9 protein-coding genes are annotated in these 14,175 nt (G+C 41.5%); 3 read left to right on the top strand and 6 right to left on the bottom strand.

Annotated features, from left to right (window positions below; translation table 11 throughout):
- Positions 1-161: 161 nt before the first annotated feature.
- Positions 162-1,109, bottom strand: a complete 948-nt coding sequence (locus C2869_RS04530; RefSeq protein WP_108601823.1) for an SRPBCC family protein — start codon at positions 1,107-1,109, stop codon at positions 162-164.
- Positions 1,110-1,163: 54 nt separating this feature from the next.
- A complete protein-coding gene (locus tag C2869_RS04525) occupies positions 1,164-2,030 on the bottom strand; it encodes a bile acid:sodium symporter family protein (protein ID WP_108601822.1) in 867 nt (288 codons plus the stop codon).
- Positions 2,031-2,321: 291 nt separating this feature from the next.
- On the opposite strand from C2869_RS04525, the gene C2869_RS04520 reads away from it, so the two are divergent.
- The 3 genes from C2869_RS04520 to C2869_RS04510 all read left to right on the top strand — a co-directional run bounded on the left by C2869_RS04520 (position 2,322) and on the right by C2869_RS04510 (position 7,741).
- Entirely contained in the window at positions 2,322-4,460 is a 2,139-nt protein-coding gene (locus C2869_RS04520) for a di-heme-cytochrome C peroxidase (RefSeq protein ID WP_108601821.1), read from the top strand.
- A 10-nt stretch (positions 4,461-4,470) separates the two neighbouring features.
- Positions 4,471-5,802: a cytochrome P450 gene (locus tag C2869_RS04515; protein WP_108601820.1), complete on the top strand. Its 1,332-nt coding sequence runs from the start codon at positions 4,471-4,473 to the stop codon at positions 5,800-5,802.
- Positions 5,803-5,902: 100 nt separating this feature from the next.
- The gene (locus C2869_RS04510; RefSeq protein WP_199915625.1) at positions 5,903-7,741 is read left to right on the top strand and encodes a c-type cytochrome; all 1,839 of its coding nucleotides are present in this window, start codon (positions 5,903-5,905) and stop codon (positions 7,739-7,741) included.
- A gap of 76 nt (positions 7,742-7,817) precedes the next feature.
- Here the strand turns inward: C2869_RS04510 and C2869_RS04505 are convergent, their stop codons facing one another.
- From C2869_RS04505 to C2869_RS04490, 4 genes are all read right to left on the bottom strand, one after another.
- Positions 7,818-9,713, bottom strand: a complete 1,896-nt coding sequence (locus C2869_RS04505; RefSeq protein WP_108601819.1) for a CRTAC1 family protein — start codon at positions 9,711-9,713, stop codon at positions 7,818-7,820.
- 207 nt (positions 9,714-9,920) lie between these two features.
- A complete protein-coding gene (locus C2869_RS04500) occupies positions 9,921-11,039 on the bottom strand; it encodes a methyl-accepting chemotaxis protein (RefSeq protein WP_108601818.1) in 1,119 nt (372 codons plus the stop codon).
- Positions 11,040-11,597: 558 nt separating this feature from the next.
- The gene (locus C2869_RS04495; RefSeq protein WP_108601817.1) at positions 11,598-12,293 is read right to left on the bottom strand and encodes a hypothetical protein; all 696 of its coding nucleotides are present in this window, start codon (positions 12,291-12,293) and stop codon (positions 11,598-11,600) included.
- 2 nt (positions 12,294-12,295) lie between these two features.
- On the bottom strand, positions 12,296-13,960 hold the full coding sequence (locus C2869_RS04490) for a hypothetical protein (RefSeq protein ID WP_108601816.1): 1,665 nt from the start codon (positions 13,958-13,960) through the stop codon (positions 12,296-12,298).
- Positions 13,961-14,175: the final 215 nt, after the last annotated feature.

Genomic DNA, 14,175 nt, shown 5'->3' with positions numbered 1-14,175 from the left:
ATAGTTTATTTTTATTGGTTAAACCAATTTCATCGTTCAAGTTTTGATTTAATTACAATTAAGCCGCTGATATTGTGTGAAGGGTGTTTTGTGAAGAAAATGCATTGCACCCGAAAAACTGAGTCAGGTGCAATAGTCAATTAGAGTTGGTCAATGTTAGGCTATTTTAACGGAGCATAAATCGCGGTTTTTAATTGTTCTGATGGAACCTCTGCCGGTGAGTTTAAATACACTTCATATTCTTTTAAGCGCTTGTTGGCTTTAAGTTTAGCATGGCGTAAATAACACATTAGCGTTGTCCAGCCATTGGACAAATGGTGATAGCTGCCAGTATGCAATACTTCAAGTGCTTGGTGGTTGGGCATGTCGGCCATAATCATGCCATCGGGAACCGTAAAGTCAGGTTTGTTTGGGTAGGCAAAGGCGACTACCATGTCGCATTGTTCACTGACCATGTCAAACTTATTGACAACGGTGAGTACTTTATCAGGTTTTGGTAAATCGGCAGTGCAAAGCTTTTCAAACAATGGGCTGACTTTTTGCGAAATGTCTTTTTTATGGCAGGTCACTGGATAACCTATATAGTAAAAACCTTTTTGTTCGCTAACGCCGTTAATATCAACTGCCGAGGTGACGCTGCCTGTTTCTAGCTTTTCTTTTAACATGGCTAAGCCGCGTTCATAGTCACTTCCTATCATGGCAGTCATCATCTTTTTAAAGAAAAACATAAATACGGGTAGGGAACCTTGCATTGCCCAAGTTACGCTTGTGCCTTCGCTACCGTCAGCCATTTCTATTGGGCTAAATTTAAACTGGGTTTTGGAATGGCTTTTCCAAGGTGCAAAAAAGTGCAGATCAAAATCTAAATATTGATTTTCAAATAAAGACGCGATGCTAATGCTGCCTTTGCCAATTAAGTCGCCATCCCAAGTTTGTTTATGGCCTTGTGTGTTAGGCTCCCCTTCAATGGTGACAGGGCACTGTGGCTCTTGAATGATCCAAGCAGACCAACTACGCCAATTATTAAAATCGGCGACAAATTGAAATACTTCCTCAATTGGTTTAGCAATTTCGATACTGCGATCGAGTGAAAACGAAATGGAAATCATGTATTGCGTCCTTATTTGATTCTAGCTAATCGCAGACTCGATTATAGTGCCTGATTATAGTGATGGTTTGTTACGATTTATCAATATACAAAATCCGCCCCCCGTGGCAAACATAATCAAGCTATAGGTTATGGCGGGAACAGTCATAAGCGTACTTTGTAAAATACTACCGGCAATCATCAATGCTAAAGTCCCATTTTGAATGCCAACTTCAATCGCAATGGTTTTTGCTTGTGGTTTATTTAGCTTAAGTAGTAACGCAATATAGTAGCCTAATCCCAAAGTTGCCAAATTTAAACATAAGGTTGCGAACCCTGTTTGTAAAAAGAAGCTAGCCATATTGGTCCATTCTTTAGCGATTATTCCCGCGATAATCAGAAATAAAAAAACAACCGAAACGATTTTAATCGGCTTTTCCGCTTTGGCAGAAAAAAGTGGCCATTTATGATGGATAGCCATACCCAACCCGACAGGTAAAACCGTGATCACCAATAACTGCATCATAGTTGTACCAATAGGCAAATCAAATTGCTGAGCTTCACTCATGAAGTTTTGCATCATTAACAGGGTTAAAAGCGGAATGGTAAAGGGGGTTAATACACTGACCACCGCGGTTAAGCTGATAGATAAGGCGGTATCGCCACGGGCGAGATAACTATACATATTCGATGTAACACCACCAGGGCAAAATGTTAGTAACATTAAGCCAACGGCCAACTCACCGGATAAATTAAAAAGCTGAATAATGGCAAAGCCAACAATGGGAAGCATAAGCATTTGACAGACAATACCTATTACTGCGGCTTTGGGTTGGTGTAATACACGTTTAAAGTCTTGCAAGGTTAGTGATAGGCCTAACCCCCACATAATAATAAATAATGATAAGGGCAGAATGACTTGTGATAACAAGCTAGCTTCCATTTGGGTTTCTCCAAGGAAGTAATTGAAATAAATCGGGTTTTGTATTGATCCTAGTCGATAAAAAACGGAAGGGCAAAGTTAATAAACATGACAAATATAGGAAATTACCCCTGGTTTTTAATGATAATTTTATGGTGTTTAGTTAGTAAAACCGGTATTTTATCCCCTGTTTATAGAAGCTTTTTAAAGCTTTGCATACTCCAGTTGCCAAGTGAGCCACATCAATAATTGTTACTGCTTGAATTATTAATGCTTGGTATTAGGAAAATAACATTAAAAATAGGAACGAGCATGGCCACGTTATTTCAAAATTTACTTACGGCTTTATACCATCTGTATAAAAGAAAATGGTTAATCCTTGGCATCGTCATTGGTGCTATGGTTTTAGCGTTAATTGGCGGTAAGATCTATCAAAACCTAGATAAAGATCAAGATCGTGGGGCGATCCCGATTGAAAATGGCGCTTTTGGCGAAAGTTACCAAACGCCTATTTATCTTGAGCAAGGTTGGTCTGAAGCAGACAGCTTATGGTTTTACAACACCACACAAGGGTCTGGTTTAATGCCTTATGACTTGTTTATTGCGTTAGAACAAGCCGACTCACAGGAACTATTTCGTTCCAATGCCAATATGGATAAGTATCGTTACTTACCGCAAAAGCCAACCTTTTTTAACCCTGATGGATTACCAGTGGGATTTGTTAAAGACACTTATCAAGGCAGGGACAACATAGGTTATACCTGTGCTGCTTGTCACACTGGGCAGGTTAACTACACAGGTAAAGATGGCAAAACTACGGCTATTCGTATTGACGGTGGTCCGGCCATGGCTGACATGGTGGGCTTTTTAACCGCTTTAGAAAAGTCACTTCAGGCCACGTTAGAAGACAGCGCCAAACAACAGCGCTTTGTTAAAAATGTAATTGCATTAAACAATGATTACAGCAATCAAGACCAGGTGCTGACCGAGCTAGAGCAAGCCGCTAAAACCATTCGTTTATATAACACGGTTAACCACAGCCATATCGACTACGGTTACGCGAGGTTAGACGCATTTGGCCGTATTTATAACCGTGTTTTACAGCATATGATCAGCAAGCCGCAATTAGCGCGCGCCATGAGTTTAGTCACAGCACCGGGTGGTCGTCGTATTTTAACTGATGCGCAAATTAACAATGTGTTAGCGGGCATTGATGAGAATATTATTGTCGACAGCCAATTTTCAGAAGTGATTGAGCGCTTAATGTCGAAAGCACCGGGTATGCCAGGCTTAGGTGTTAAAGATATGCTGCGTGTGCGCAATGCTGTATTTAACGAACCCGATGCGCCTGTTAGTTATCCCTTCTTATGGGATATTGCTCAATCAGATTATGTGCAATGGAATGGGTTAGCTAATAACGCCAGCGTTGGGCCATTGGGGCGAAATACAGGTGAGGTGATTGGCGTATTTGGTATTTTAGATTGGACTTCGCATAAAAAGAGCGGGTTTAGTTTGTCTGCTTACTTAACCAAGCAAGATCGAAAAAATGAAGTGATCGACTTTAAATCGTCTATCGACGTGACCAATTTGCAGCGTTTAGAAGCGCATTTAAAAAGCTTGAAATCGCCAGTGTGGCCTGAGTCTATTTTGGGCAAGATTGATCAACAAAAAGCTGAGCGAGGTCGTTTACTGTACGCTCAGTATTGTGAATCTTGTCATGAAGTGATTGATCGTAATAACTATGATCGCGTAGTTATCGCCAACATGATGGATATTGATAAGGTGAAAACGGACCCTGCAATGGCGGTGAATAGCGTGACCTATACGGGTAAATCAGGCAACTTCCAGCATACAACGCAGAGTGTTGACGGTGTCGGCGATGTCTTTATTCAGGTAGATGCACCGGTAGTGCAAATTTTAACTTCTGCGACCAAAGGGGTTATTGCAACGCCAGATGCTGACAAAACCTTTATTCGTCGTTGGTTGGATAGGCTTTACGTGATTGGCTTGTCGTTGTTTACCAATGATATGCCAGCCACAGTTAAAAAAGGCGATTATCGACCCGATACAACGACCGCACCTTACAACTCGTTATTAGCCTATAAAGGTCGTTCGTTAAATGGTATTTGGGCGACGGCTCCTTACTTACACAATGGCTCAGTGCCGACATTGTACGATTTATTACTCCCGAAAAAGCGTCCGGGTGATCCTGAAGTTGGTGAATATCGTCCTGATGAGTTTGTGGTAGGTAGCCGTGAATTGGATACTGAAAAAGTCGGTTTCCGTTCGAGTGGTTATGACGGCTTTAAATATCAAACAATGCGGGTAGGGGATTTAAACAGTGGTCATGAATATGCTGCTGGCAAAACTGCCCAAATGGATGGCACTGTGTTACCGGCATTAAGTCAGGCACAGCGTTGGGACTTAGTTGAATATTTAAAAACCTTGTAAGGGACAAACAATGACTACCAATTATTTAGCAGAGTTTGATGCCGCCGAACCACAAGATAAATATCCTTTAGTGCAAAAGTGGATGAAGACGGAACCTTTACCCTTTTTTAAACAGTTACGTGCGGAACGGCCTATTTTGGTTACGCCAGAATGTACCTTGTTGGCCAATTTCACGGATGTACGTGATGTGCTGCAAATGCCAAAAATATTTACGGTTAATTTATATAAACCGAAAATGGGTGTGACAGACACTGAACCGGGCTATTTAATGGCGCATGACGACGATGCCTTACACTATCGCGAAAAGTCGTTAATGCAGGGCATGTTAAATCGCGATGATTTGCCTGATGTCCGCCGCCTGATCGCCAAAGCCAGCCAAGACATTTTAGATAAAGCCGGTGGCAGTATTGAAATCGTCAATCATTATTGCCGTATGGTGCCAGCAATATTGGTACAGGATTACTTTGGTTTAGATGGTATCGATAAGAAAAAACTACTGAAATGGTCGTTTTGGAATCAATACAATACCTTTCATAATCAGCCGTTTGATTTAAATACTAAGCAAAAATATGACGAGATAATTAATACGCACGCTGAGTGTACCAAAGAGCTAACCGAATACATGGCTATTTTAATGGTGCGTAAATTGCTCACGGTTAAAATTAAAGAGCGTATTTTTGGTCGCGGCTTAAAAATTATTAATGTGATCCGCCAGTTATTTAAACGCAAACCCATAGAGTTAAAAGACGATATTGTTAAGCGTATGCTGCGTAGTCAATTTTCTGATCATGTCGACTTTCCACTAACTCGTATTGGGGTTAACGCCGGTGGCTTGTTAATTGGCGCGGTCGAAACCACCTCGCAGGCGGTTTCGCAAGTGATTGCCTTCTTTTTACAACGGCCTGATTTGCTTGAACAAGCTAAAACTGCCAGCTTACAAGACGATACTGCGCAAATTGACGCGTTAGTATGGGAAGCTCTGCGATTCGTGCCGATTAGCCCGTATTTGTTTCGCCAAACGTCGCAAGACTATACGGTTGCCAAAGGTACCGATCATGCTACGACAATCCCAGCCGGTACGAATGTGTTGATGCTAACTCAATCAGCGATGTTCGATACCTATGCTTATGATAATCCTGAGTTGTTCGACGCAGATCGCACTTGGTATCACAACTTTAATTATGGTTTTGCTTCGCATGATTGCTTAGGTAAGTATGTTGGTATGGTCATGATCCCAGAAATGGTACGCCAAGTATTGCGCCGTACTGATATTAATGCGACTTCTGAGATGGACTACAAAGATGGACCGTTCCCTGAGGAATATCATTTAGCTTGGCGTTAATTGTCAAGCTAAGTTAATTACAGAGGCTGCGCAGCAGCCTTTGTTTTTTTCGTTTTTAATTCAGTTCTCCAGCTTATTTAACAACAAGATTGTACTCCCTATGTTTAAAAAAATATCAATGATATTACTGGTGGTCTTGCCGGTAATTGGCTTTGTTTTATACGGCAATGCCAGCGGACTTTTTGCGAGTCGTTTAGCTGCACCGACAGGCACACCTTACGTGCCGCCAGTGCCAAATAACTGGCAACAAGCGCAAGCTGAGCGTCAATTAGCTATTGCCCAACATTTAGCCAAGCACCAAGAAAATTTTGATCATTTTGCCAATTTCCCTGTTAGTCATACTCAAGGGATCCCACTTATTGTTTTAAAGTTATTGCCTAAAGTCGCACCGGAGTTTTGGGGTGATGAGCAAAACTTTTTGTCTGTAATGGGCTTGTTTAATGATGAACGCTTGCAGGGTTATCCTTTTCCTCGGGGAATAGGCTTTACTGGACTTACACGAGCCAAGCTTAACGCTGATATAGACTATGCATCGTTTACTTGTGGAGGTTGTCATATTGGTCGGTTACGCCACGATGATGGCAGTTATCAGTATTTAGATGGCGGTGTAAACCAAGAATTTAATGTGGTGGGTTACCGGCAACGCATAGTGCAAACCCTAGATAAAGTGATTGGCAACGAAACCGATCCCGCCAAGCAAGAACAACGCGTGATCCAGGCTTTTTTAACGGCGTTAGATCAAGTCGCACAGGCTGAACCTCATTATTTTTACAATAACTATCAGTATCAAGATCGACATTTTGATGCTGAATATGAAGCCCAGCAAATCGCCTTATTTAAGCAACAGGCATCACAAGTTATTCCAGCTTTTATGCAGCACCAATATAGTGTTTATCAGGGTTGGCAAATCATCGCAGATAAATTTTATCCAGACATTAAACAACGTATAACTTCTGGTTTTGCGGGTATGGAAGATGCGATTGGTTTTAATGCCGCCGCTGCCTATCAAAACTTACAGGCAAAATGGTATACCAAACCTTTTGCATCTTTGGCCTTGCCCGGCGCACATGGCTTAACAGATATTATGGTGGTGTGGGATCAAGATTCACATGATCCACGCTGGAACGATGATCAAACACGCTTGGTTAATGGTGGTGGTCAATGGACGGGTCACATTCCATTACCTATATATAAAAATGTGGCTGCGCAAGTTACCCTTGGCTTTGACGATATTGATGTCAGTGTGTCGGCTCATGCTGAAAAGCTCCTACAATTTTTACCACCACCGCGCTATCCGTTTGATGTCGATATAGCTTTGGCTAATCAGGGTAAAATCTTATTTGCAGAAAATTGTGCAGTCTGTCACCAACCTAATAACGGTAAAGTGTATACCCAAATGGGCACAGATATGGGGCGGGCTAAGGTCGCAGGCACCTTGATCACGGTTGCTGCACAATCTGGCTTTACTAGCGATAACGACTGTTCAGTGACCACTAAAGTTGTAATGCAAGGTAAAGAGGTATTCCCTTGCGCAGAATACCGAGGCGTGTCGTTAACCGGTCAAAGTAAACAAGCCATGTTGCCACCACGCGTACACAATGGCTACAACGCGCTGCCATTGCCAGGGTTGTGGGCACAAGCCCCATATTTACACAATGGTTCAGTGCCAACCCTATATCATTTGTTAATGCCTAATACACGGCCCGATGTTTTTGTAAAAAGCCAATTAACTTATGACAAAAAAATGGTTGGCTTTAACTGGCAAGTGGCAAAATGGGATCAACAAGAAGGTTATTTATTTGATAGCCAATCTTCGCCTGCTTTAAGTCATGCCGGACATGATAAAGACATTGTCATGGATGGCAAAACCTTTAAGTTAGATTGGAGCGACAATCCGCAAGGGGCGTGGGCCCTAATTGAGTACTTAAAAACGCTGTAATCATATATGCGTATATACGGATGGCTATTACGCCGTTGATGTTAAATGACCGGAGCCAAAAGCTCCGGTTGTTTAACTAGATATTAATGATTTGATTGATGCTTGTTATTTTTTGGTTTGCCACTTCACCATTTGGCCAAGTCACTTGGAGCTGTAGCGCTTGTTGACAAGAACCCAAGCCAAAGTGAACTAACTTGTCATAACTTTGTGAGTACTGCGCGGCTGTTGCCCCTACTCGTTGCGTTTGTGAGTTTGCACAGGCCGTTACTTTGACAAGTGCACCTAGCGGTGATGCGTTGGCTTTAGGTGACTCGCCGACATTCACTTTGATATAAGCCCCTAGTTGAGATTTGACAATTTGGTTTTTAAATAAGTGCCATTTTCCGCGTTCGTTGCCTTGAATAATATCCATTTTACCGTCGAGATTATAATCTACCCCTTGTGCGCCCATACCAATTGCGCCAAGCTCTGGTGAGATTAAACCTGTATTACTGGCTAGTTTAAAACCTGCGCCTTGTTGATTGACCAATAGTGGCGAGTGGGTTGCGGTAACCATTTGGCCTCGCATCACTAACACTATATCCTGATAGCCATCGTTGTTGATATCCAGTATGGCTGATCCCATGGTATGGGCAATTTGTTTTGGTAACTTGTGGCTAACATCAATAAATTTACCTTGTCGGTTTTCCAATAAAATGTTGCTAAACCCAGGTTCTTGAGTCGGTGTTGGCGCGCTTTCGATCCCCTGAATGACACCAGATGAAGGAGACCAAGTATTCGTTGCGAAGTGCCAAGTGCGATTTCCAACATAGCCTAAATAGGCGCCTTTTTTGTCACTACTGAGTTGGTCTGGAAAACCTAATGTGTCGCTGTTGACCAAGCGAATATCACGCCCTGAGTGAGTTTCTCCTGCGAATTGATATTCATAAGCCGACTCACCTAAATACAAGGCTTTAGTTGGCCATTGTGACTGCATGTTAATGATGTTAAGTACGTCGCCAGCAACCAAATTATCAAAATGAAAAGCGCCACGTTTGGTGTAATATCCCCAAGTTTGACTGGCGGCATGGTAAAACGTTTCGCCACCTTTAAACTCTTGGCCTCTTGTTAGTAATAGGTCAAAATCGCCATCGTTATCGTAATCAATTTCGGCTATACCACTTACGTGTTGATATAAGCTCGGGAAGATGTGCTTAGAGACGTTTTTAAATGTAAATTGGCCGTTATTTTCATAAGCTTTTACTGTACCGTGGCCATAAACCAAAATATCGATTTGCTTGTCACTATTGAAGTCAGAGAGCAAAACTTTTTGGCCGTCGCGTTGCGAGGCAGGTAACCTTGCCGCTAGTACAAGTTGCTGTTGCTGATTATTTTTATATAGGTAGTTTTCGCTTTCTCCCTTTTTTTCTGCGGACGGGAAGGCAAAATCGATTAAATCTAACAAACCATCATTATTTAAATCGACGAATTTAACCGTGCGCCCACGCATGTAGGCTAATGGCGTATCAAAATCAGCAACACGGGTAAATTGACGATCTTTGCTTACCCGAAAAATTTTAGCATTACGCGCATTACTGCCAGACCCGCCACCTGGCGCGAGAATAATCTCGTTTAAGCCGTCCTTATCAAAATCTGCAACCGAAATACCATGCATGTCGCCCATAATTAAATCGTAGGGTTTGCTATAACGCCCTTTATTGTTCCACATAACCCGAATACTAAAGCCGTGATCATTGAGCAGTAAATCTGGATAGCCATCTTGATCCAAATCAGCTACGACAGGGGCATCCCATTGGCGTAACTTTTTATTAGCGGTTGGAAATTCTCGTTCTACTTGTGTAAACCAAGTTTTAGAGGTGCTTGGCTTAACGGCAAGAACCGCCGCATTTGATTCTGTGTGGCTACAATTGGTTAGGCAAACTAAGCTTAAAAAACCAATCCATAATTTTTGCACAGCAAGATAATGTCGCATACTGGTGTTATACAATGAGTGATTTATATAAACATCATACGTATGAAATTTGTGAATAAAAAGTTGTTTACGAAAATTTGCAATTAGATTTATTCAGATGAGCATTTATGTTTGCTGTGTTTGGGTTTAGGAGTTGTTAGGGGAAAGCCGACCGTATATTACGATCGGGTTAAAGAAGGAATTAAAAATTTGAGCGAGGAACGGTTATTAAAACCGGCTTAAGTCGTCACTTAATTCATCCAAGCTACCAGAAATTGATTCGATGTGCTGAATGGTCACTTCAAACGCTTTGTTGGTTTCTTCCATTGTACCTGTTCCAGTATTGATAACTTGCGAGCTAGAATTAATTGCGGATTGGATTTCGGTTACCGCTTGTTCGCTACGCTCAGCGAGATCTCGTACTTCGTGAGCTACAACACCAAACCCTCGGCCACTTTCACCTGCTTTTGCTGCTTCAATTGCTGCGTTAATTGAGAGAAGTTTGGATTGACTAGCTAAACCTTTGATAAGTTCAATGGTTTGTTCAATTTGTTCGTTACCTGAATTAATTTCAACGATGATCTGCGACATTTTGTCAACAACCGTTGAACACTGAGCGGCTTTTTCGCGGGCTTGTGTGGTATCGCTTTGAATGGCATGTACTCGACTAATTTTTTGTTTAATCTGTTCAGAGTTATTTTGTACAGTCAAACGGTCATTGACAGCTTCTGTAACGTTTCGAGTGACACCAATGATACCAACCACTTGATTGGCTTGTTTTGGGTCTTTCCATTGAACTTTGGTGGTTGAAAACCAAGTTTCACCGGCTTGTTCTTCAACATCTTTTAAGCGCATATTGCGCTGAATAACTGCTTGTTCATCATGCCAGATTTTTTTACAAAAATCGGGTGGCATAAACTTGTCGTCGCTGTAACCAATTTCTAAATCAGGCAAGGCCTCCAGAAAAGACTTGTTGGCAAATACATAATTATGTTGCGTATCTTTTACGTATATCCAATCTGGGATCAAGTCGAGAACTGAATGATATAGTGTTTCGTTGGCCTGCGCGGTTTCAAGCTGTTGCTGTAATGTTTGTAATTGTTCGGCTAATTGGGCTTTTTCCGCTTGTACTTTTTCAAGCTCGCGATTGTCCTGCTCAACTTGATGAGCGACAACGGTTTGCTGTTGCATCTTGTAAGTGACTATTAGCCCAATAATGGCAATGACTATCCATCCCCATGTCACCAAATTGGGGGTAAAGCTGGTTAAAACGCCTGCAACAATAAGGGTTGCAAGGCTCATATACAAAACGCGGCTATCGCGCGTATCTTGTTGTGCGTTAGTCATAGTACCGTATGTTTTCCAGTGTCTTGTGAACTTCTTATCTGACCGTTGTTTTTATTATTGATACTTGCCAGTTACGTGTTTAGCCTAAATCGATGTTCCGTGCCTATGTATACCCTAAGGGTGTTAGCGTCCATGTTTGCTTTTAGGTGCGTTTACAATATTAGATTTTATAAAATTTGGAAAGCTGAAAATTGTAAACAAAATATAAATTTTATATTTAATTTGCATATCAAGGCCCGTATTTATGTGTCTTACACATATCTAAGACAAATTTTTTGATACAAGCAAAGCATAGTTAATAAATTTGCAGCTTGCTGATTAATTTAGCAATTTTATGTAAATACTAGGTGGAATTTTTACCCAGACTGATTTGTCGATTTTTGTTGGAAGTGTTCAGTGATTGTTTTGACTGGGAGATTAGTTAGGATGCTGCGATTGACCCTATCTATTATAGGGTTAAATTTATTTCGGCTAGCATAAGGTTTGTTTATGTAAGTTGACCCCATCGATGTGTGCATGGTTATCGATTTAACCCCTATAAATTTTGCAGCTAAGGGACTAATTCGTCACGAACATTGGCTTTTTAAAAGGTAATATTTTTAACGCGACGCCAATACTTAATGCTGAGCAAGCAAAAATGATTAAGGCTGGCGGTGATAGGTTGAGCGTATATTTTACTAGAGCCAATAAACCGAAATAGGCAATAATTGAGTACTGCAACCATGTACTTAATTGTTTACCGAGTTGATTGTTTAACGACTTAATTGTTATTGATTGGCTAAAATTCAATGCGCTATAAGCTAACAACCAAACGATGGCACCGACCAAAATAAAGGATAACCAAATTAAATAGTCTGGCCATGCGGTGACTTGCGCTGATTTTGCAGGTCCTGACCATAAGGCATCCCAAGATATCGCTAAGATGATAGCCACATTGATTAAGGCCAGAGACCCCTTAGGTTCATCTTCAGTCGTCGTCAGCTCTTGCCATAAAAAATGAGCGACTAAACAAAAGGCTATTATGCCGACAAGTGGCGTAATTTGCGGGAAAAACTGTACGCTGTACAAGGTGATTAAATAACCTAGCATAGGGAATAATGTGTGGGTTGCGGTTACGCCAGATAACCACAACCATTTTTGTTTATTCGATGTTAAATGTTCGGCTCGCAATAAAGTAGCGAGCACCACATCTATGCCAATGCCGATGGCCATTAAGCAACTAGCAAGGCTAAAATCAATAAGTAAAGAGTCCATGGTTATGGATTTACCTGAGTAGCTGCTATGTGTTGCTTGCCTTGCCAGTTAAGCCGCATATCCCATTGAAATCTGTGTTCGGCTTTTAACGGTGCTTGGCTACCGTCTATGTGAGTTAGTACATTGCTTGCTTCTAACACGGTTGCGTCGCGGCCAAAAATATAGCTCTGTTCTTGCACTATGCTGTAATACGCTTTGTTTAATTTTAGCGCGCGGGTTTTAGAAGGCATGATAAGGTCATACAAGTTATCAACGGCCAGAACTTTTTGGGTATTAACTGTGCCGTCAAGATTAAACCATTTGGCTAGCATTTCTTGGTTTTGCCGAAACTCATCGCCACCACCGACTCGTTGCATATAGGTTAAGTATTCGCCTTGCGATTCACCTTTGTTGGGTACATCTTGCATTTTGGTTAAATCGATATAGCCCCAGCCGGCAACACCATCGATTTTTCGAGCAAATGAAAAGGTTTGGTCGATAGTTGAGCCGACGGTTTTGTGACAACCATTACAAAATGTCATCTCTTCGTGATTTTGCTGACGAAGTTGCCCGTTTTTGTTTTCAATAAAGCCTTGGATCTCCCAACCAAAACCATTGCCTATCCCTCTATCGCCAAGGTTGGTTGTGATCGGCAAGTTTTCAAAATGTTTTTCTTTGACTTCTTTGTAATAGGCACTGGCTAAACTAACAGGCTCACGAAATAGGGTCTTTTTCATGTAGCGCACTTCTTTCATGCGCTTGGGAATATGAATATTGCCATTTTCGTCGACACCTAAATAACGCACTGTGTGTAAAAATTCAGTATTCTCAGGATACAGCATGGTTGTGGTTTTAATTTGCGCAGCGTCACCAAAGTAATAAGCGTGTCGTTTTAATTGGTCGATAGTGGTTAGTTGGCCATCTTGGTTTAAGTCGAGACCTAGCGCTTTTTCGTTTAGTGTCGGTACTGAAATTTGGCTTAAATCCTTAATGACCATTTCAAGCAATGCTAAGTTGGCAAAGTAAATGTCGCGTTGGTATTGTCCGTTAAGTTCACGAAATGCTTGCGGTAAGCGGATCATAACATCGCCAGTCGAACCATTTGTCGGCCAAAACGTACTAGGAAAAGGTTTGTAGTTAAAAGCCACCCAATGGCTGTTGTCTTTGGCAACGCCTTGATGATCAAAGGCGACAGCCCCTTTTTCTAAATCTTTAATGTGGTGGATCCCACCAACCCAGTCTTGCTTGTTTTTTAAGGTATTAATAAACGGTGTGTAGTTGTCTTGTTCGATGTAGCTAAGTATTTGTTGATCGGCAATTTTAGCTATGATGTCTGTTCTATTTTTAAATAAGTTTTGCCAGCTATTGGTTTCGCCAACCTCAGAAAATTCATAAGCACCTTGTAAGTTACCGTCGTTCATTACATTAGGACGAGATGGATTTTCTTTATAAGTTTGGTGGCAAACATAGCAAGGGTTGTTAACCCCATTAGTTTTGGTATAACACTGTGGTGGAATAACCGCTTCAGGGTTATATGTTTCATCGTGTTTAAGGTATTCAGTCGCAGGGTAAGACTGATTACTATTGGCGGTAGCAGTGCTGCTAGTTGCGGTGACTTGTGACTCATTGCACCCTAGTAGCAAGGTACTGGCAATCAACAAAACGTATTTAAAAATAAACTTTTTCATGGACTTTCTTGGACGAACTAAATAAAAGAGAGAGCTACAAGGTATAGTCTTCTCGCTCAGGTCTTATGGTTCATTGTCTGCGCTTACTCGCCCCAATCACATAGTAGAGCATATGCTCATGGGGTCTCGAAGCTTGACAGCTTTGCCTACATGGATGTAGGTACTTAGGTTTCGTCTGGAACTAGAAACCTGCCCCTAAAACCTGATCGCTTTGA

The sequence above is a fragment of the Saccharobesus litoralis genome, from assembly GCF_003063625.1.
Lineage (GTDB): Bacteria > Pseudomonadota > Gammaproteobacteria > Enterobacterales > Alteromonadaceae > Saccharobesus > Saccharobesus litoralis.
Note: the sequence above shows the minus strand (reverse complement) of the source record. Positions and strands in the feature narration are given on the sequence as shown.